The following is a 19,797-nucleotide window of genomic DNA, read 5'->3' on the forward strand; positions in this document are numbered from 1 at the left end:
TCAGCGGAATGATTTCCTGCAGAAACAGTCAACGATGCTGGTGCGTGAAAACCAAACCATCTGTATTGAAGATCTGAATGTTAAGGGGATGATCCGGAATCATAAACTGTCAAAATCGATAGCGAGTGTTTCCTGGGCAAAATTTTTTGAAATGCTGGAATATAAAGCTGGCTGGTATGGAAATGAAATTCACAGAGTACCAACGATGTATCCGAGCAGTCAGACCTGCAGCTGTTGTGGCTACAGAAATCCACGGATAAAAAATCTGGGCATTCGTATCTGGGAGTGTCCCAAATGCCATGCGGTTCATGACCGGGATACGAATGCAAGTATCAATATTCTGAAAAAAGGACTGCAGATGCAGTCTGCATAAAGATAAAAACTGTACCGTAGGGCATACGGGAACAGTATAAATATAGCTTGTGGACACTGTGTAAGACATTGCAGTACCGTAAGGTGTTTGCCAATGCAGTAGTGGGAGAAGCAAGAATCCCCCTGCTTTAGCTGTGGGGAGTGTCAAATAAATGCCATGATACGTCTGTTTCAGGGAAACTATCAGCAGGCAGAGTATTGTTGTATGAAAAGTATAAATATATTAAAAAATTTTAAGCTTCACACTTACCAAAAAGAAAAGAGCAGAGATCTTCTGGAAAAAATAACCTCATTAGATTCCGATGACTTGCATAATAAGCCGTAATCATGTATATTAAAGAACAGGGTTATTTTGTACGAAATGCCGGATACTGGATATTTTTGTCGGCGTATAAGGAGGAACCATTCATAATGAAGAAAAAATGTATTTTGGCTTTAATATTAGGTGCGGCTTTTATGGCGCAGGGGTGTGGATTTACTGAAGGAACGGATGCGGTAGTGACTGTTGTAGATGCAACGCCGACTCCGGAGCCGACTAAGGCACCTAAGGCAACGGCAACACCGGAACCTACAGCAGAGGCAGCGGCGGATTCAGCAGCAGCCGATTCTGCTGCAGCTACAGAGCAGACACCAAGCGGAATTACTGTAGAAGTGAAGGATGAGACTTATTATGCAGTGGAGGGTGTGAATTTGCGTACCGATGCCAGTGCAGATGCGGATTTTGTAGCGGGAGTGCTTTCCGGTGAGTCTCTGAAATGTACTGGTGTGTGTGCCAACGGCTGGATCCGTGTGGATTACAACGGACAGACCTGTTATGCTTCCGGCGATTATGTGAGCACTACACCTCCGGTAGGTGCAGCAACTGCTGATACAGGTGCAGCAGATACTGGTACAACTGAGGAAGCAGCTCAGTAGAATGTGCTCATAGGTAAGGCACAGCGCGGAATGTAAATATGAAAAAGAACCCTGTTCTTTGTATCTGGAAGAAAATTCATCCGGTATAAAGCAAAGAACAGGGCTTTTTTTGTAAAATTTATCAGGGTTCCTGAATTATTCAGGATATACCAGACGATCCGGTTTGATGTCATAGAGAACCTCGTTCAGATATTTCCTGGCCAGGTATTTAGCCATACCTAGATTCATGTCCAGGTAGTTTCCGCAGTCTTTCGCAGATGCACCGGGAATCTCACCCTCGAAATCACGGATAAATTCAAACATCTCGATCATAAGCGGAACGATATCTTTGGATTCGTAATCACCATTCAGGAGAAGATAATTACCTGTACGGCATCCCATTGGTCCCCAGTAGATCACTTTCGGGCCGAATTCACTGTGATTGCGGAGAAAAGTTGCTGCCAGATGTTCCATAGCGTGAAGCTCTGCTGTGTTCATAACCGGCTCCTCATTTGGGGAGGTCATACGGATATCAAAAGTTGTGATAACCTGATCGCCGACCGGATCTTTACGTGAAACGTATACGCCGGGCTGAAGTTTGATGTGGTCTATGGTAAAACTTGTGATTTTTTCCATTTCTTTATTCCTCTCTTTCGAAAAAAATAACGGGAGCCATATCAGGCTGTTTCCCGTTTAACTCCAATGCTTATTTTAGCAGAGAAGTGAGGGAGTTACAAGATAAAACGCAAAGTCTTTCGCAAAGTTGACTTTATGAAAAGATAATGTTAAACTGAGGAAAGCTTACAGGGGGAGAGTGAAAAACTCATCTGAAAAAGCATAGAACATATGGCTTTTTCAGGATCTGATAAGGAGGATATATAATGAAACGTAAGGTTTTATCCGTATTATTTGCAACAGTTCTGACAGCAGGAGTTCTGGCCGGATGCGGAAGTGCAGACAGCTCATCTGACAAGACGACTTCTGATGCGAAGGAAGAAACGCTGGATGAGGATTCATCAGAAGGTCTGAAGGCTGTTGATGACGAAACAGCAGCCAAGGCACTTTCTGATGAGGAAGCTGAGAAAGCAGGATTTTCTGATTCAGCAGAGGACAGCTCAGAAGACAGCACAGCGGAAGAAAGCAAAGATGCCAGTGACAGTACTGAGTCCGATAAAGAGGACACTGAGGCTGAGGAGGAAACAGATACTGTGGAATCTGAGGATTTTTCTGATGGTTCTGAGGATGCAGCCATGGCAGGAACAACAGTGATCGACACCAGCAAACAGCTTACAGGAACTCATCATGCAGAGATCACAGTGAAGGATTACGGTGAGATTGATGTGGAACTTGATGCAGACACAGCGCCGATTACAGTAACTAATTTTGTAAAGCTGGTTCAGGATAATTTCTATGACGGACTGACTTTCCATCGTATTATTGACGGATTTATGATCCAGGGCGGAGATCCCAATGGTGACGGAACAGGAGGAGCCAACGAGGATATCAAGGGAGAGTTTACCAATAATGGTGTAAAGAATGATATTTCCCATGTTCGTGGAACTATTTCCATGGCCCGTGGCTCAGATCCAGACAGTGCAAGTTCACAGTTTTTTATCGTGCAGTCTGATTCAACATATCTGGATGGAGATTATGCAGCATTTGGGCATGTAACTTCAGGAATGGATGTTGTGGATAGGATCAGCAAGGATGCAAAACCGACAGACAGCAACGGAAGTATAGCAGATGATCAGCAGCCGGTGATCGAAAGTATCCGCATGGTTGACTGACAGGAGGACGAAGGATGCTGAAAGGGAAAACAGTACTTCTTGGGATCACAGGAAGTATCGCTGCATACAAGATCGCATATCTGGCCAGTGCGCTTCACAAGCTTCACGCGGATGTTCATGTGCTGATGACAGAGAATGCCACGAATTTTATCAATCCGATCACTTTTGAAACACTTACCGGCAATAAATGCCTGGTAGATACTTTTGACCGGAATTTTCAGTTTCAGGTGGAGCATGTTTCCATTGCAAAGAAAGCAGATGTTGTGATGATCGCACCTGCAAGTGCCAATGTAATTGGAAAGATTGCCAATGGTCTTGCCGATGATATGCTTACAACAACTGTTATGGCATGCAGATGTCAGAAGCTTTTTGCGCCGGCTATGAATACTGCCATGTACGAGAATCCTATTGTGCAGGACAATATCAGGAAACTTAAGCATTATGGATATGAAGTGATCACACCGGCAAGCGGATATCTGGCCTGCGGAGATACAGGTGCAGGCAAGATGCCGGAGCCGGAGACACTTCTGGAATATATTCTGAGGGAAGTAGCCTTTGAGAAAGATCTTTCAGGGAAAAAGGTCCTCGTTACAGCTGGCCCGACGCAGGAGGCTATTGATCCTGTCCGGTGCCTGACAAACCATTCCTCCGGAAAAATGGGCTATGCGATCGCAAAGATGGCGATGCTTCGCGGTGCGGAGGTCACGCTGGTAAGCGGACCTACTGCAATTGAGCCACCGCTTTTTGTGAAAGTACTTCCTGTGACATCAGCAAGGGATATGTTTGAAGCAGTGACAGGGGTAAGCGACCAGCAGGACATTATCATCAAGGCAGCAGCAGTGGCTGATTACCGTCCGAAGCAGGTCAGTGAAGATAAAGTTAAGAAAAATGATGATCAGGCATCCATTGAACTTGAGAGAACGGACGATATTTTGAAATATCTTGGCCAGCATAAAAAAGATGGCCAGTTCCTCTGCGGATTTTCCATGGAAACGAAAAATATGATCGGTAATTCCAGAGCCAAACTTGAGAAAAAGAACCTGGATATGGTAGCAGCCAACAACCTGAAGGTTGAAGGTGCAGGCTTCCAGGGCGATACTAATGTTCTGACTCTGATTACACAGGATGAGGAAGTGTCACTCCCGCTTATGAGCAAGGAGGATGCAGCCCTTAAAATCCTGGATAAAATTATCTCACTTACAAAATAAGCGGGATCGTAACACGGAAATGGCCGGACCATTCAGAAATAATATCCGGCCTGTATTTAAGTAAAGCGGATAAATAAAAATACATATCCGTTTTCCATCACCGTATTGTATCCGTATAGAAAATATCCGGTTAGTTTGTTGTATAACTGGAGTTTTTTTCGAAATGGAACGGTAACAAGGAGGAGGAAAAAATGAAAAGTAACAGATTTACAACAGCACAGCTCACTTTACTTGGCCTGATGGCGGCAATTCTTCTGCTGATGGCTTATACACCGCTTGGGTATCTGAATATCGGACCACTTGCGATTTCTTTTAATGTGATCCCGGTAGCGATCAGTGCAGTGGTTCTGGGGCCTGTCGGCGGAGCAGTAGCAGGTGCCATCTTCGGCCTCACGAGTTTTCTGCAGTGCATTGGCGTAGGCGGATCCAGTGCCATGGGAGTTGTGTTATTCGGTATCAATCCGTTTTTTGCCTTTATCCAGCGTTTTGTACCGCGACTTCTGGATGGTATCTGCCTTGGATTTATTTTCAAAGGCATGCGTAAAGTCAGCAATACCTATGCAGCTTGTGCAGTGACAGGATTCTTTTCAGCATTTCTGAACACTCTGTTCTTTATGGCTGCACTTGTAGGACTGTTCGGAAATACCGATTATGTTAAAAATCTGATGGGTGGTCATAACATTATCATCGGCTGTTGTCTGATGGTAGGAATCAATGCTGTATGTGAAATGGTCTCTTCTACAGTGATCACAGGCGCAGTGGGAGCAGCACTTTCCAAAGCACACCTGATTCCGGCAGCACAGCTTGGCCGTGAAAAAGCATGATTATTTTTGAAAAAGACGGGAAAAGAAAATTATGATTTTAGCAATTGATATTGGAAACACAAATATTGTTGTCGGATGTATTGATGATAAGAAGACATATTTCATTGAGAGGCTTTCCACTGTGCGTACCAAGACAGAGCTGGAATATGCTGTGGATCTGAAAACGGTATTAGACATTTACCATATTAAGAAAACGGATATTGAGGGATGTATTATCTCATCTGTTGTTCCACAGATCACCAATATTGCAAAACTGGCAGCGGAAAAAATTCTGAAAAAAGAAGTCATGGTTCTTGGACCTGGAGTTAAAACCGGCTTAAATATCATGATGGATAATCCGGGACAGCTTGGTGCTGACCTTGTGGCCAATGCAGTGGCAGGATTAAATGAATATCCGGTTCCGTTTATTGTGATCGATATGGGAACAGCTACTACAGTATCTGTTGTCAACAATAAGAAACAGTATATTGGTGGCATGATCATGCCGGGAATTGGAATATCTCTGGATGCTTTGACAGCGAGAGCCTCACAGCTCAGCGGCATCAGTATTGATGCACCTAAGCATGTGCTTGGAAAGAATACAATCGAGTGCATGAAGAGCGGCGTGCTTTACAGCAATGCGGCAGCAATCGATGGAATTATCGACCGTGTGGAAGAAGAGATTGGTGAGAAAACAACAGTTATCGCTACAGGCGGCCTTGCAAAAAAGATCGTTTCCCATTGTAAGAAAGACGTTATTCTGGATGAGGATCTTCTTCTGAAGGGACTTCTTGTAATCTATGAGAAAAATAAATAAAGAAATCTGAGAAATCAGCTGTCTCGGATTCGGAAGATGTTTTCGAAGAGACAGGATATAGCTGTGGGCTGTTATCCTGTTTAGTGAAAACTTCTGGATCAGGACAGCTGTTTTTATGTCATAATGGATTGCCTGTAACTTGTGACAGCTTTTTTTCAGTAGTGAAAATGAAATGCATTCAGGAAATCTTCCGGTACAGGTGCCAGAAAACGCATAGGTTTCCCGGTTATGGGATGGGTAAATTCCAGCTGAAAGGAGTGAAGAGCCTGCCGGCTGATCCTGTCAAAATCCGGATGGTAGAGAAAATCTCCGGGAAGAGGGCATCCGATATATTTCATATGGACACGGATCTGATGCGTTCGTCCAGTATCCAGATGAAGTTCCACAAGGGAATATCCATTATTGACATCCAACCGTTCATAATGGGTGACAGCGGTTTCTCCATGCTCAAAATTTACTTCTCTGGTAATTACGGAATCATCCATTCTGGCGATCGGTGCGGAAATAGTACCTTTTTTAGGAGGAATCCCGTCTGTGAGCGCAAGATAAGTGCGCCGGATCTGGCGCTGTTTCATCTGTGCTGAGAGCAGGGCACCGCTGAGAGGATTTTTTGCCAGTACAAGAACTCCTGTGGTGTCGCGGTCCAGGCGGTTGATGCAGCGGTAAACAAAAGTTTTCCCCTGCTGTTTATAATACCAGGCAACTCCGTTTGCCAGAGTGTTCTCATAATTTCCGGCAGAAGGGTGAACAGGCATATCTGCCGGTTTGTTAAGAACCAGGATATCCTCATCTTCGTACAGGATATCCAGAGGGATTTTTACCGGAATAATAGATTCTTCCGGCCCGACCTCTTCCGGGACAAGGATCTTAAGAACATCCTGCTCTTTTAAAATCGTTCGTCCAAAAGCCGGAAGTCCGTTAAGGAGAATGGCATGTTCTGCCCGCTTCATAGTTGTTAATATATGTTTGGAAAAGCCGTTTTTTCTAAGAAATGCAAGGATCGAGAGACCTGAATCCTGGGCTTTGACGGTATAGTGAATGATTCTTTGCATATAAAAAAGTTCCTTTTCTGAGATTGATGAAAGTTTTTGCAGTTTACAGTATATCATCAGAAAAATATTTTTTCTACTGCATGCAGATGTAACATTTTTCCGATATAGCTGTTATATAAGTGAAGACAGGAGAAAGGGGAGAAATATGGAACAGAAACTGCTGACATTAGTTTATGAAAAATACCATAGAGAATTATATCTGTACATATATTCTCTTAGCAGAAATCATCATATAGCCGAAGATCTTACTCAGGAAACCTTTTTAAAAGCATTGCTGTCACTTCCGGAAGAACATGGAAATATCCGGGCCTGGCTTTATATGGTAGCCAGAAATCTTTTTTTTAATTACAGGAAAAAAGCTTCCAGGAATGTTTCTCTTGAAGAAGAAATGAAAAGGTCAGATGAGGAAAAAGATCTCCTTGCCAATATGATTGAAAATGAACGGAAACTGCAGCTTTATCAGGCTCTGAAAAAATTGGATATGAAAAAAAGAGAGATCCTTTTGCTGCAGTATTTTGGAGATCTTTCACAGAAAGAGATAGCGGCAGTTCTTCATATAACACCGGAAAATGTCCGCGTGCTGGCATACAGAGCAAAAAAGGAACTGAAAAAATATATGGAGCAGCAAGGAGGGTGAACATTATGACATACCGGGAACTTTTGAAATTATATAAAGAAGGTCAGCTGGATGAAGAAACGAAAAAAAAGATAGCAGCAGATATTGAACGTCAGGATGCGATCAGTGAGTATCTTTACGAAGAAGGAGAGATTCCAGGCCTGGAAGATCTGGAACCGGAGAAAACGGATGTTTTTTCGGGAACAGATAAAGAACAGAAAATAGAAAACGAACGTTTTATAAAAGAAATACGAAAAGCAGTGCGCAGAGCTCTTCTGAAAACAGGAATAGCGGTTGGCTGTGTTATCCTTGCTGTTATCCTGGGAGCGGTTTTCATATTTCCGAAAGTGGTTTCAGCATTATTTTATGATCCAAATGAAGTTGTCGGGGAGAATTCGGAAAATACAGATATTAAAACTACCAGAATGAGCCTGGATCTTTCTGTATATTCAGAATTGTTTCTTGCGGGAAACAGGAGAGATCAGGTGAATGCTGTTGACAGGGGGTACGGTGTGTATGATATTACAATTCCGCAAACAGTAAGCAGAAATGGGAAGTTTACGTCTGTCAGCGGTAAACTTGTCCGGGGAAAACTTACGTTATATGATAATAATGTGCTTAAGGTTCCTGGCTGGCGTTTTTATCTTCCGGGAGATGAAGAAGCCTGGGAGGCGTGGGAAGTTAATTCTGACGGAACTGAGACGAAGATAGATGGGAAAGAACGGAAAAAAGATAGCATCCGGGCATCTAAAGAGGAGATCGAACAGTACAGTGATACGGACTGGTATACAGCATATGTATCGCTTGATAAACTTACAGATTATAAAGAATTCATCCAATGGGCAGAAGCCTTTTCGAAGAAGGAAAATATGGATCTGGGAGATCTCTGGTGTGCGGTATATACGGACACATATACGAATGTAAACACAGGTTTTGTTCCGGAGCCATCGGGTTCCAGCATGAACTGGGACAGAGAGAAGTACCCGTATCTTTCGCTTCTGGATGATCATGATCCTTATGAAATGATTGATGAAACGGATGAAAAGGTCATGGAGACACATTATATAAGTCTTTTGTCTTATCTTGCAGATCATAGTGACATTATAAAAATGATGGATGTAACAGAAGATTTTGCTGATGGATGTCAGAATATGATCACTTATGTAAAAAAGAACGGATTAAAAATACAAGGTTTTGCTGCAAGTGTACAAAAAGAAACACTTTTGGAATTGTATGAAGAGGATCTGGTAGATTATATTGATACACAGCCGCAGAGTTGAATGTGTGTCAGCTGCTTTTGCACCGCAGGGATGAGAGATCTCTGCGGTGTTTTGTACGGCTTTATGCAGAAAATCACCACAATTCAAGAAAAACACATAAAATATATTGGAAAAAATGAAAGAAAAGGGTATAATGTCTAAGAAAGCGTGACTAATAAATTACAGATAGATTTTTGTAAAATTTAAGAATAATCCAGGAGATGAAAACATGGAACAGCAGCATATGTTTACAAACCGGATGATCCGTAATCTGCTGGTTCCGGTAGTGCTGGAACAGATTTTGAATTCGATAATGGGAACCGCAGATACCATGATGGTAAGTAATGTGGGATCTGCGGCTCTTTCTGCGGTTTCCCTTGTGGATTCCATCAATATACTTCTGATCCAGGCTTTTTCTGCACTGGCAGCAGGAGGAGCTATTGTCTGCGCGCAGTATATCGGACAGAAGAATTATGAGAAAGCAAATATGTCGGCAAGACAGGTTTTGTTTATTATTACGGCGATTTCTGTAGCTGTATCTGCAGTCTGTCTTATTTTTCAGAAGCCTTTACTGCGGCTGATATTTGGTTCAGTAGAAGCGGATGTCATGCGTGCTTCTGAGACGTATTTCTTTTTTACAGCATTGTCATTTCCGTTTATAGCTTCCTATGATGCTGCGGCATCTATTTTCCGGGCGCAGGAGAATACGAAAGGACCAATGATCATTTCCATGATTTCCAATGTAATGAACATTGGCGGAAATGCGGTCCTGATCTGGGTATTTCATATGGGAGTTGCAGGAGCGGCGATCTCAACACTGGTTTCGCGAGTTTTCTGTGCTGTAGTAGTTTTATATCAGCTCAGAAAGGACAGACAGCCTATTGTTGTGAAGGATTACCTGAAGATCCGTCCGGACTGGTCTATGATAGGAAGAATTCTTGGACTTGGAATTCCGTCAGGAATCGAGAATAGTATGTTCCAGCTTGGAAAACTTGCGATCCAGTCAACAGTTTCCACACTTGGAACAGCGGCGATTGCTGCACAGGCTATGACAAATATCCTTGAGAACCTCAATGGAATTGCAGCGATCGGTGTAGGCGTAGGACTCATGACCATTGTTGGCCAGTGTCTCGGTGCCGGACGAAAAGATGAAGCTATCTATTACATAAAAAAACTCTGCGTGATCGCGGAGATTGTTATTATTGTAAGCTGTCTCACTGTATACGCACTGGCAAGACCGGTAACAATCCTCGGCGGTATGGAAAAATCCAGTGCTGCCATGTGCATTCACATGATCACGTGGATCACCATTGTAAAACCACTGGTATGGACCATGGCCTTTGTGCCGGGATATGGACTCCGGGCAGCAGGAGATGTGAAATTCTCCATGATCACATCATGCTGTACCATGTGGGCGTGCAGGTTCTGTCTCTGCATATTCCTCATAAGAGTCTTAGGCTTCGGCCCAATGGGAGTATGGATCGGAATGTTCGCCGACTGGACAGTACGAGGAATTCTATTCACGTGGAGATTCCACAGCCGGCGGTGGCTGAAGCACAAGGTAATTTGAGAAATTACCGTTAGCTTCCAGAAAAGTCAGCTGGTTGTTTTAACTGTTCACTGAGAATGGTTCTATTGGAAAATCAAGGGGAATGTTTATTCATTCGGAGAGGAATAGTAATAACAGGACAGCCTGCTATGCAGGCGCTTCCGTCCCTTATCATCAACCTGACACCAACTAGACAACATCGGCACAACGCTACACTCCCAATACCGCTGAATACATCATCCCTTCAAAATATCACATAGCCAACACCGTAGCTCAGCTGCGTGCCCAGAGGGGAGGAGCGCGAGGAGGGGAAACGGGCTTCGCAACTTTGAGTGCCTCCCCTCCTCGCAAACTTCCACAGCTTAAAAAGCAGAATTATATTATAAAAAGTAAAACACCCAATCAAAAAAATTTTCCTACAAAAAACTCATTAAAGAAAAAGGAGGTGCCAATGCAATATGACTGGTCTGGAAGATAAATACATTATAAAAAACAACAAACGCCTCCGCTATGGCTACACCACCGGTTCCTGCGCGGCAGGGGCAACCCGCGGCGCAGCCAGAATGCTACTCTCAGGAGAAGCTCTTTCAGAAGTAGAACTCCAAACCCCTAAGGGAATCACCCTGAATTTGCAGCTCCATGACATCACCAAAGGTGAAAATTACGTATCCTGTGCAGTCCAGAAAGACGCAGGAGACGATCCCGACACCACCAACGGCATCCTGGTCTATGCAAAAGTCGAAAAGATTTCCGCTGAAGTAGCGAAGAACATTATAGATAATCAAAATACAGATTCAAAAAAAGTAATCATTCATTCCAGCATCATCCTTGACGGCGGCGTCGGTGTAGGCCGGGTCACAAAACCTGGTTTATCTCAGAAGGTGGGCGAAGCTGCCATCAACCCGGTTCCGAAGGCAATGATCCTTCGTGAGGCAGAAGAAGCAGCACAGGAATACGATTACGAAGGGTACCTGAAGATCACAATTTCCGTACCGGAGGGAGAAGAAATCTCAAAGAAAACCTTCAACCCCCGTCTGGGAATTATGGGAGGTATTTCCATTCTTGGAACAAGCGGTATTGTGGAGCCAATGAGCGAGCGAGCCCTGATCGCCAGCATCCAGGTGGAAATGAAACAGCATTTCTGTCAGGGAGAAAATTACATTCTGGTGACACCGGGAAATTATGGGGCTGATTATCTCAGGGAACATATGACGATTCCTTTTGAGAATAATATCAAATGTAGCAATTATGTAGGAGAAACCATAGATATGGCCATAGATATGGGTGTAAAGGGAATCCTTTTTGTAGCCCATATCGGTAAATTTGTAAAAGTTGCAGCAGGGATCATGAATACGCATTCTCACTGCGCAGATGGCAGAATGGAAGTTCTCTGTGCAAGTGCCATACGGGCAGGTGGTACACTGGAATGTGCCCGGGAGATTCTGGAGGCAGGAACAACAGACGAAGCCTTGGCTGTTATTGACAGATATGGGATTCTGGAGGAAACGATGGCTATTGTGATGGAGAAGATACAGTTTTATCTGGATCATCGTTCTTATGAGCAGATCCTGCTTGGTGCAGTGGTATTCTCCAATGTATATGGACTGCTGGGGCAGACCCGGGATGCCAGGAAGCTGATGGGAGCGATTCAGGAGCAGGCAGATGCAAAGACTGACAAATTGTGAAAAATCGAATCAAGGAAGTTCTCTGTGGAGTTGCAAAAAGCAATAAGCAAGGTAGGAACTTGACTATAAAAAACAAACAACAGGAGGAAATAAAAAATGGCAGGTAAATTATACGGAATAGGCGTGGGACCAGGAGATCCGGAACTTCTTACTTTAAAAGCACTTCGTCTTGTAAAAGAGGCAGATGTAGTGGCTCTTCCGGGAAAAGTTCCGGAAGACACCGTAGCATTTAAGATTGTAGAAGGTGCATATCCGGAGCTTGGAAAAAAAGAACTTCTTGCGGTTCCGTTCCCTATGTCAAAAGATCCGGTAGTGCTGAAGAGCTATCATGATGAAGGAGCGGAAAAAGTTAAGGCAGTACTTGACCAGGGAAAAAATGTAGCATTTCTTACCCTTGGTGATCCGACTGTATATTCTACTTATCTTTACGTGCATCACAGACTTGTGGCACAGGGATATGAAACAGAAATCGTCTGTGGAATCACATCTTTCTGTGCAGTTTCCGCACGTTTGAACACAGGTCTTGTGGAGAAGGCTGAGCCTCTTCACGTAATCCCTGCATCTTACCAGATCGAGGATGCGCTGAAGCTTCCGGGAACCAAGGTACTTATGAAAGCCGGAAAGAAAATGAAAGATGTGAAAGCTGAGCTTCTTGCACAGGGCGCAGAAGCTATGATGATCGAGAACTGTGGCATGCCGGATGAGAAGATCTACAGAACTGTGGAAGAAATCCCGGAAGACGCAGGATATTATTCACTGATCATTATCAAAGAAAATAAAGAAAGGACTGAAGAATAGATTATGGTACATTTTGTAGGAGCAGGTCCGGGAGCACCGGATCTTATCACAGTAAGAGGAAAACAGTATTTAGAGGAAGCAGATGTGATCATTTATGCAGGATCTCTTGTTAATCCCAAGCTTCTGGAGTATTCCAAAGATGTCTGCACTATTCATAACAGTGCAAAAATGACTCTGGAGGAAGTGATCTCTGTTATGGAGAGAGCTGAGGCAGAAGGGAAGATGACTGTACGTCTCCATACAGGTGATCCATGTATCTACGGTGCGATCCGTGAGCAGATGGATATTCTGGATGAGAAAGGAATCCCTTATGATTCCTGCCCTGGAGTCAGTGCATTCTGCGGAGCAGCATCTGCACTGAACCTGGAGTACACACTTCCGGATATTTCCCAGAGCGTGATCATTACCAGAATGGAAGGAAGAACACCTGTACCTGCCAAAGAAAGCATTCAGTCTTTTGCAGCTCACAATGCAACAATGGTTATCTTCCTGAGCACAGGTATGCTGGAAGAGCTGAGCTGCAGACTTGTTGAGGGTGGATACCGTGAGGATACACCGGCAGCTATCGTTTACAAGGCAACCTGGCCGGATGAGAAGAAATTTATCTGTACAGTAGGAACTCTTGCGCAGACAGCAAAAGAGAACAACATCACAAAAACAGCACTGATGCTGGTTGGTGATGCAGTAAATGCAGCGCATTATGACAGATCCAAGCTTTATGATCCGGGATTTACAACAGAATTCCGTGAAGCTACGAAATAAGACATGAATATTGCGATTATTTGCTTCAGCATGACAGGACTGGAGACAGGGGAAAAACTTAAAAAAGCATTAACAGAAGAAGGAGAGCAGGTTACACTGGCAAAAAAGAGCCGCTATCTTCCGGACTCTATCGCTGTTTCCACCTCCCAGTGGGCAGGAGAACAGTTTCGGTCAGGGAAAGACGGCGTGATTTTTATCGGTGCCTGTGGGATCGCTGTTCGCAGCATTGCACCATACATTGTTGGGAAAAAAACAGACCCTGCAGTTCTTGTGATCGATGAGTGCGGGAATTTTGTGATCTCCCTTCTTTCCGGTCATCTGGGCGGAGCCAATGAGCTGGCACTTCGCTGTGCTGGATATCTTGAGGCAACGCCGGTCGTCACCACGGCGACAGATCTTCACAGCCGCTTTGCAGTAGATGTTTTTGCAAAAAAGAACGGCTGTGCCATCTTTCATATGAAAGCAGCTAAGGAAGCATCCGCAGCCCTTCTCGCTGGAGAAAAGATCGGCTTTTACAGTGAATTTCCGTGGGAGGGAGAACTGCCGGAAGGACTGGTACTCTGTAACAGAGCTGGCAAGCCCCTGTGCAGGGAGTGTCTTGCTGTATCTTCTGGAGCAGACATTGCACCGCCGGAAACCGGCATCGCAGTAACCATCCACAGAAACTGTCTGCCGTTTCCAAACACAGTCCACGTAGTTCCGCCATCCGCAGTCTTAGGTATGGGCTGCCGCAGAGGAAAGGAAGCTGCTCCTGTCCGGGAAGCAGCGGAAGAATGTCTGAAAGAAGCAGATATATACAAAGAAGCTCTTTGTGCTATTGCAAGCATTGACCTGAAAAAAGAAGAACCAGGTATTCTGGCCTTATCAGAAGCCTGGAGTCTTCCATTTCAGACCTTTGCAGAGGAAGAGCTGAAAGCAGTAAAAGGAGAATTTACTCCGTCAAAATTTGTCGAAAAAATAACAGGTGTGGATAATGTCTGTGAGCGCAGCGCAGTGCTGGCAAGCGGACAGGGTTCACTGATCAGAAAAAAAACAGGCCGGGACGGTGTAACCACCGCTCTTGCAGCCGGAAATCGGAGGATACATTTTGAGTAAAATTTATGTTGTGGGAATTGGCCCGGGTGCATATGACCAGATGACTGGAAGAGCGATCCGTGCATTAAATGAAAGTGATGTGATCATCGGCTACACAGTATATGTTGACCTTGTAAAGGAGTATTTTGCAGGAAAAGAATTCATGACAACACCGATGAAAAAAGAGGTAGACCGCTGTGTACTTGCTTTTGAGGAAGCAAAAAAAGGCAGGACAGTTTCCATGATCTGCAGCGGAGATGCAGGTGTCTACGGTATGGCCGGTCTGATGTATGAGGTTGGAGAAAACTATCCGGACGTAGAGCTTACTATTATCCCGGGAGTTACCGCAGCAACAGGCGGGGCAGCAGTTCTTGGCGCACCGCTGATCCACGATTTCTGTCTCATCAGCCTGAGTGACCTTCTTACCCCGTGGGAAAAGATCGAGGCAAGACTTCTTGCTGCTGCACAGGCTGATTTTGTAGTGTGTCTCTACAATCCGTCCAGCAGAAAGCGTAAGGATTATCTTCAGAAAGCCTGTGATCTGATGATGAAATATAAATCACCTGATACAGTCTGCGGAACTGTTGCACAGATCGCAAGAGATGGCGAGACTGCACAGGTCATGACCTTAAAAGAACTTCGCGACACAGAAGTAGATATGTTTACCACTGTCTTTGTGGGAAATTCCCAGACAAAGAATATCGGTGGCAGGATGGTAACACCAAGGGGATATAAGAATGTATAAAGCCATTGTTTTTGCCGGCACAACAGAAGGCTACGCGATCTGCAATTTTCTTGCAGAGAACGGAGTTTCTGTTTATGCCTGTGCAGCTACGGAGTATGGCGGCTCCCTCCTTAAGGAAAATGAGTTCCTTCATGTCAGTGCCGGAAGGCTGAAAACAGAAGATATGGAGGAGCTTTTCCATAAGGCGGCGCCGGAGGTCGTTCTGGATGCCACTCATCCGTATGCAGCAGAAGTAACAAAAAATATCCGGAAAGCCTGTGAAAATGCAGGGGTAAGATATCAGAGGGTTCTTCGTCCGGAGGGAGACAAAAGCAGTGAAGCTGTTTATGTGGAGAGCCCGGAAGAAGCAGCAGAATTCCTGTCCGGAACAGAGGGAAATATTTTTCTCACAACAGGCAGCAAGGAATTGGCGAAGTTTACCGTGATCCCGGATTACAAAGAGCGTATTTTTGCACGGGTGCTGTCTGTTCCGTCTGTGATCCAGTCCTGTGCGGAGCTTGGTATTGAGGGAAAACATCTCATAGGCATGCAGGGACCTTTTTCAGCAGAGATCAATGAGGCTATGCTGCGCCAGTTTCAGTGCAGTTACCTGGTGACAAAGGATACTGGACTTGCAGGCGGTTTTCCGGAAAAGATCGAAGCCTGTCAGAGATGTGGGGCCACACCTGTGATCATTGGCCGTCCTTTAAAAGAGGAAGGTCTTTCCCTGCCTGAGGCAAGAGGCTTTCTGGCGAAATTTTTCAATCTGAAGCTGTCTCAGAAGATTTCCCTTGTGGGAATTGGGATGGGTGCAGAGAAAACACTGACTCTGGAGGGAAAGAAAGCTTTTGATGAGGCAGAGCTTCTTATTGGGGCAAAACGTATGACAGAAGCCGTACAGAAGCCAGGTCAGAGTGTTCTCCATGAATACCGCAGTGAGAGAATTGTGGAATATATCAAAGCACATCCTGAGTATCGTACGGTTGCCATTGCTCTTTCCGGAGATGTGGGATTTTACAGCGGTGCTAAGAAACTGGTTGATCTTCTGGAAGGCAATGTGGAAGTGATCTGCGGAATTTCATCTGTTGTATATTTTATGGCAAAGATCGGTCTTTCCTGGGATGACGCGAAGATCGTCAGTGCCCATGGCAGAAAATGCAATCTTGTATCACTGATCCGTCATAATCCGAAAGTGTTTTCCATTCTCGGAACAGAGGACGGAGTAGCATCCCTTGCAAAGAAGCTGGTGTACTACGGAATGGGAGAGGTTATCCTTTATGTAGGAGAAAATCTTTCCTATGAAAATGAGAAGATATTCCACGATAAAGCAGAAAATCTTACAGAATACCGTGGAGATGCCTTAAGTGTGGTAACTGCGTACAACGAGGAGGCGACTCCTTTAAGTGCTGTACACGGGATCCGCGATGAGGAATTTTTACGGGGAAAAGCACCTATGACAAAAGAAGAAGTGCGTACAGTTTCCCTTTCCAAGCTGTGTCTTGCAGAAGATTCCGTATGTTACGATGTAGGAGCTGGTACGGGGTCTGTTTCCATTGAGATGGCTCTTCGTGCATGGAATGGTGAGGTCTATGCAATCGAGAAGAAAGAGGATGCCCTGGGGCTTTTAAAAGAAAACAGGCAGAAATTTGCAGTGGATAATCTTAAGATCATACCTGGAACTGCACCTGAGGCTATGATAGAACTGCCTGTTCCGACTCATGCGTTTATCGGCGGCTCATCAGGAAATATGAATGAGATCGTAAAACTTCTTCTGGAAAAAAATCCGGAGGTTCGTATTGTGATCAACTGTATCACACTGGAAACTGTGACAGAAGCCATGAATGCTATCCGTGATTTTAATCTGACGGATGTGGATATTGTGCAGCTTGGTGCAGCCAGATCCAAAACTGTTGGAAGATATCATATGATGATGGGCGAGAACCCGATTTATATTATTTCCTGCAGCGGAAGAGGGGAGGAAGTTTAAGTGAAGATCCCAAGAGTGCTTCTTGCAGCAGGAGCCAGCGGAAGCGGAAAAACTTTGATCACCTGCGGCCTCCTTCAGGCACTGGTGAACCGCAATTTAAAAACAGCTTCTTTCAAATGCGGGCCGGATTATATTGATCCTATGTTCCACAGCCGTGTTATTGGAACGAAATCACGAAATCTGGACACTTTTTTTACAGGAGAAGACAGAACAAGATATCTTCTGGCAAAAAACGCTGCAGGTTATGATATAGCGGTGATGGAAGGTGTTATGGGTTATTACGATGGCGTTGCGGGAACCACTACGAAGGCCAGTGCCTATGATCTGGCTTCCACCACAGATACACCGGTGATCCTGATCGTCAACAGCCGCGGGATGAGCGTGTCTCTGGCTGCCTATGTAAAAGGGTTCCTGGAATATAAGAAGGACAGTCATATCAGAGGAGTAATTTTCAACCAGATGTCTCCCATGCTGTATCCCAGGATGAAGGCACTTCTGGAAGAAGAATTATCTATAAAGGTTCTGGGATATGTTCCGAAAGTGGAGGACTGCGTGATCGAGAGCCGCCACTTAGGGCTGGTGCTTCCTGAAGAGATACCGGAGCTTAAAATCCGTCTTCAGAAGCTTTCCGAAGTGCTGGAAAAAACTCTGGATATTGACGGGATCCTTGCTCTTGCAGAAGAAGCACCGGAGCTTGAGACATCCGCAGATCTTAAAAGAGAGAATCCGGCATTCGGCTATCATACAGATGAAAAAGTACGCATCGGTGTGGCTGATGATGAAGCGTTCTGTTTCTTTTATGCAGATAATTTCAGCCTTCTGGAACAGATGGGTGCAGAACTTGTACATTTTTCCCCTGTTCATGAGAGCAAGCTTCCGGAAGAACTGGATGGACTTCTGCTCTGTGGCGGCTATCCGGAATTAAACGGAGAGGCACTGGAGAACAACCAGGCCATGTGCAGTGCAGTCCGGGAGGCTATTGCCGGGGGAATGCCCTGTCTTGCAGAATGTGGAGGCTTTATGTATCTTCATCAGGAGATGGAGACTATGGATGGAAAATTCCGTAAACTCTGCGGAGTGATTCCGGGAAAAGCGTTCCGGACGCCGAAACTGAACCGATTCGGTTATATTACCCTTACAGAAAAAGAGGATACAGGACTTGGAGAGATTCCTGCCCATGAATTCCATTATTTCGATTCCACCAACTGCGGAGAAGATTTCCATGCGGCAAAACCGGCATCAAAGCGAGGCTGGGACTGTATTCATAAAGAAGGCCGCCTGATGGCAGGATTCCCTCATCTTTATTATTATGGAAATCCGGAGGTTCCGGCGCGCTTCCTCAGCAATGCACAGGATTATAAGAAGGAACGGAGGCAGAGAAAAAATGCTGAAATATAGTCTGCCGGCACTTGCCATCGGTTTTGTGCTGGATCTTCTCATCGGAGACCCGAGATGGCTTTACCATCCCATCTGTGTGATCGGAAATCTGATTGCAGTACTGGAAAAAGCAATCCGAAAAATTTTTCCAAAAAGCAATGGAGGCGAGCTGGCAGGAGGTTTCGTGATTGTAGTTCTGATCTGCCTGTTCAGCGGCGGTGTACCGCTTCTTGTTCTTCATTATCTTTACCGTTTTCTGCCTGTGGCAGGTTTTGTGCTGGAGACATTCTGGTGCTATCAGCTTCTGGCAACACGTTCTCTGAAGGATGAGAGCATGAAGGTTTATGACCGCCTGAAAAACGGAACTCTGGATGAGGCACGTTATGCAGTTTCCATGATCGTTGGACGTGACACCAGGGAACTGACAGAGACCGGTGTTACGAAAGCGGCAGTAGAAACTGTTGCAGAGAATGCTTCCGACGGTGTGATCGCCCCGATGTTCTATATGGCTATTGGTGGCGTGCCGCTGATGTTCCTTTATAAAGGCATCAACACCATGGATTCCATGCTTGGATATAAGAATGATAAATATCTGTATTTTGGACGCGTGGCGGCGAAGCTTGATGATGTGGCCAACTATATTCCAGCCAGGATTTCAGGATGGCTGATGGTAGCAGGAACTGTTTTTGCAGGAATGGATACAAAAAATGCAGCAAAGATCTATCGTAGGGATCGCCGCAACCACTCAAGTCCCAATTCAGCACAGACAGAGGCTGCCATGGCTGGTGCCCTGGATGTACAGCTTGCGGGAAATGCGTATTATTTTGGAAAATTATATGAAAAACCAACGATTGGTGACCCGATCCGTCCGGTAGAGCCGGAAGATATCAAAAGAGCCAATCGTCTGATGTATGCGGCATCAACACTGGGAGTTGTCGTATTTCTTCTGATCAGCGGAGCAGTCCGGATGATGTTTTTCTGATCAGAAAGAATTATAGCGTTCCGGGAAATCAACGAAGTGAAACATACAGGA

The 19,797-nt window shown here is 44.9% G+C and carries 19 protein-coding genes; 17 read left to right on the top strand and 2 right to left on the bottom strand.

Annotated features, from left to right (window positions below; all coding sequences use genetic code 11):
* Positions 1 to 373, top strand: a 373-nt coding sequence (locus HFM85_RS08065; protein ID WP_173737736.1) for an RNA-guided endonuclease TnpB family protein, incomplete at its 5' end; no start/stop codon positions are given.
* A gap of 410 nt (positions 374 to 783) precedes the next feature.
* Entirely contained in the window at positions 784 to 1,287 is a 504-nt protein-coding gene (locus HFM85_RS08070) for an SH3 domain-containing protein (RefSeq protein ID WP_173737737.1), read from the top strand.
* 135 nt (positions 1,288 to 1,422) lie between these two features.
* Here the strand turns inward: HFM85_RS08070 and HFM85_RS08075 are convergent, their stop codons facing one another.
* Positions 1,423 to 1,902, bottom strand: coding sequence for an S-ribosylhomocysteine lyase (locus tag HFM85_RS08075; RefSeq protein ID WP_173737738.1), 480 nt, complete (start codon positions 1,900 to 1,902; stop codon positions 1,423 to 1,425).
* Positions 1,903 to 2,474: 572 nt separating this feature from the next.
* Here HFM85_RS08075 and HFM85_RS16675 point away from each other — a divergent pair.
* The 4 genes from HFM85_RS16675 to HFM85_RS08095 all read left to right on the top strand — a co-directional run bounded on the left by HFM85_RS16675 (position 2,475) and on the right by HFM85_RS08095 (position 5,881).
* The gene (locus tag HFM85_RS16675) at positions 2,475 to 3,053 is read left to right on the top strand and encodes a peptidylprolyl isomerase (protein ID WP_334297450.1); all 579 of its coding nucleotides are present in this window, start codon (positions 2,475 to 2,477) and stop codon (positions 3,051 to 3,053) included.
* A 14-nt stretch (positions 3,054 to 3,067) separates the two neighbouring features.
* Positions 3,068 to 4,261 carry a bifunctional phosphopantothenoylcysteine decarboxylase/phosphopantothenate--cysteine ligase CoaBC gene (gene coaBC, locus HFM85_RS08085; RefSeq protein WP_173737740.1) on the top strand — a complete coding sequence of 398 codons (1,194 nt, stop codon included), beginning with the start codon at positions 3,068 to 3,070 and terminating at the stop codon, positions 4,259 to 4,261.
* A 191-nt stretch (positions 4,262 to 4,452) separates the two neighbouring features.
* Positions 4,453 to 5,085: an ECF transporter S component gene (locus tag HFM85_RS08090; protein ID WP_173737741.1), complete on the top strand. Its 633-nt coding sequence runs from the start codon at positions 4,453 to 4,455 to the stop codon at positions 5,083 to 5,085.
* Between the two features lie 31 nt (positions 5,086 to 5,116).
* Positions 5,117 to 5,881, top strand: a complete 765-nt coding sequence (locus tag HFM85_RS08095; protein ID WP_173737742.1) for a type III pantothenate kinase — start codon at positions 5,117 to 5,119, stop codon at positions 5,879 to 5,881.
* Between the two features lie 155 nt (positions 5,882 to 6,036).
* On the opposite strand, the gene HFM85_RS08100 is transcribed toward HFM85_RS08095, so the two are convergent.
* Positions 6,037 to 6,933, bottom strand: coding sequence for an RluA family pseudouridine synthase (locus tag HFM85_RS08100; RefSeq protein WP_173737743.1), 897 nt, complete (start codon positions 6,931 to 6,933; stop codon positions 6,037 to 6,039).
* 145 nt (positions 6,934 to 7,078) lie between these two features.
* On the opposite strand from HFM85_RS08100, the gene HFM85_RS08105 reads away from it, so the two are divergent.
* The 11 genes from HFM85_RS08105 (at position 7,079) to cbiB (ending at position 19,746) form a co-directional block, all read left to right on the top strand.
* Positions 7,079 to 7,570, top strand: a complete 492-nt coding sequence (locus tag HFM85_RS08105; protein WP_173737744.1) for an RNA polymerase sigma factor — start codon at positions 7,079 to 7,081, stop codon at positions 7,568 to 7,570.
* Between the two features lie 5 nt (positions 7,571 to 7,575).
* On the top strand, positions 7,576 to 8,829 hold the full coding sequence (locus tag HFM85_RS08110; protein ID WP_173737745.1) for an anti-sigma factor C-terminal domain-containing protein: 1,254 nt from the start codon (positions 7,576 to 7,578) through the stop codon (positions 8,827 to 8,829).
* A gap of 208 nt (positions 8,830 to 9,037) precedes the next feature.
* On the top strand, positions 9,038 to 10,378 hold the full coding sequence (locus HFM85_RS08115; RefSeq protein ID WP_173737746.1) for an MATE family efflux transporter: 1,341 nt from the start codon (positions 9,038 to 9,040) through the stop codon (positions 10,376 to 10,378).
* Between the two features lie 437 nt (positions 10,379 to 10,815).
* Complete coding sequence (gene cbiD, locus HFM85_RS08120) at positions 10,816 to 12,042, top strand: cobalt-precorrin-5B (C(1))-methyltransferase CbiD (protein ID WP_173737747.1); 1,227 nt, start codon at positions 10,816 to 10,818, stop codon at positions 12,040 to 12,042.
* Between the two features lie 96 nt (positions 12,043 to 12,138).
* Complete coding sequence (gene cobI, locus HFM85_RS08125) at positions 12,139 to 12,840, top strand: precorrin-2 C(20)-methyltransferase (RefSeq protein ID WP_173737748.1); 702 nt, start codon at positions 12,139 to 12,141, stop codon at positions 12,838 to 12,840.
* 3 nt (positions 12,841 to 12,843) lie between these two features.
* Positions 12,844 to 13,602 (top strand): precorrin-4 C(11)-methyltransferase, encoded by a 759-nt coding sequence (gene cobM / locus HFM85_RS08130; protein ID WP_173737749.1) that lies wholly within the window; start codon positions 12,844 to 12,846, stop codon positions 13,600 to 13,602.
* Between the two features lie 3 nt (positions 13,603 to 13,605).
* The gene (locus tag HFM85_RS08135; RefSeq protein WP_173737750.1) at positions 13,606 to 14,697 is read left to right on the top strand and encodes a cobalt-precorrin 5A hydrolase; all 1,092 of its coding nucleotides are present in this window, start codon (positions 13,606 to 13,608) and stop codon (positions 14,695 to 14,697) included.
* Entirely contained in the window at positions 14,690 to 15,421 is a 732-nt protein-coding gene (gene cobJ / locus HFM85_RS08140; RefSeq protein WP_173737751.1) for a precorrin-3B C(17)-methyltransferase, read from the top strand. Before HFM85_RS08135 ends, cobJ begins: the two co-directional genes overlap by 8 nt.
* Positions 15,414 to 17,387 (top strand): precorrin-6A reductase, encoded by a 1,974-nt coding sequence (cobK, locus tag HFM85_RS08145; protein WP_173737752.1) that lies wholly within the window; start codon positions 15,414 to 15,416, stop codon positions 17,385 to 17,387. The genes cobJ and cobK overlap by 8 nt, the downstream gene beginning before the upstream one ends.
* On the top strand, positions 17,388 to 18,785 hold the full coding sequence (locus HFM85_RS08150) for a cobyrinate a,c-diamide synthase (RefSeq protein WP_173737753.1): 1,398 nt from the start codon (positions 17,388 to 17,390) through the stop codon (positions 18,783 to 18,785).
* Positions 18,772 to 19,746, top strand: coding sequence for an adenosylcobinamide-phosphate synthase CbiB (gene cbiB, locus HFM85_RS08155; protein WP_173737754.1), 975 nt, complete (start codon positions 18,772 to 18,774; stop codon positions 19,744 to 19,746). The genes HFM85_RS08150 and cbiB overlap by 14 nt, the downstream gene beginning before the upstream one ends.
* Positions 19,747 to 19,797 lie beyond the last annotated feature (51 nt).

It is taken from the genome of Blautia schinkii (genome assembly GCF_013304825.1).
Taxonomy (GTDB): Bacteria; Bacillota; Clostridia; order Lachnospirales; family Lachnospiraceae; genus Blautia_A; species Blautia_A schinkii_B.

Coding starts and splice junctions, on each gene's coding strand:
- HFM85_RS08090 (WP_173737741.1), top strand. CDS start 4,453: ATGAAAAGTAACAGATTTACAACAGCACAGCTCACTTTACTTGGCCTG.
- cobK (WP_173737752.1), top strand. CDS start 15,414: ATGTATAAAGCCATTGTTTTTGCCGGCACAACAGAAGGCTACGCGATC.
- coaBC (WP_173737740.1), top strand. CDS start 3,068: ATGCTGAAAGGGAAAACAGTACTTCTTGGGATCACAGGAAGTATCGCT.
- cobI (WP_173737748.1), top strand. CDS start 12,139: ATGGCAGGTAAATTATACGGAATAGGCGTGGGACCAGGAGATCCGGAA.
- cbiD (WP_173737747.1), top strand. CDS start 10,816: ATGACTGGTCTGGAAGATAAATACATTATAAAAAACAACAAACGCCTC.
- cbiB (WP_173737754.1), top strand. CDS start 18,772: ATGCTGAAATATAGTCTGCCGGCACTTGCCATCGGTTTTGTGCTGGAT.
- HFM85_RS08105 (WP_173737744.1), top strand. CDS start 7,079: ATGGAACAGAAACTGCTGACATTAGTTTATGAAAAATACCATAGAGAA.
- HFM85_RS08075 (WP_173737738.1), bottom strand. CDS start 1,902: ATGGAAAAAATCACAAGTTTTACCATAGACCACATCAAACTTCAGCCC.
- HFM85_RS08100 (WP_173737743.1), bottom strand. CDS start 6,933: ATGCAAAGAATCATTCACTATACCGTCAAAGCCCAGGATTCAGGTCTC.
- HFM85_RS08070 (WP_173737737.1), top strand. CDS start 784: ATGAAGAAAAAATGTATTTTGGCTTTAATATTAGGTGCGGCTTTTATG.
- cobM (WP_173737749.1), top strand. CDS start 12,844: ATGGTACATTTTGTAGGAGCAGGTCCGGGAGCACCGGATCTTATCACA.
- HFM85_RS08115 (WP_173737746.1), top strand. CDS start 9,038: ATGGAACAGCAGCATATGTTTACAAACCGGATGATCCGTAATCTGCTG.
- HFM85_RS08135 (WP_173737750.1), top strand. CDS start 13,606: ATGAATATTGCGATTATTTGCTTCAGCATGACAGGACTGGAGACAGGG.
- HFM85_RS08095 (WP_173737742.1), top strand. CDS start 5,117: ATGATTTTAGCAATTGATATTGGAAACACAAATATTGTTGTCGGATGT.
- HFM85_RS08110 (WP_173737745.1), top strand. CDS start 7,576: ATGACATACCGGGAACTTTTGAAATTATATAAAGAAGGTCAGCTGGAT.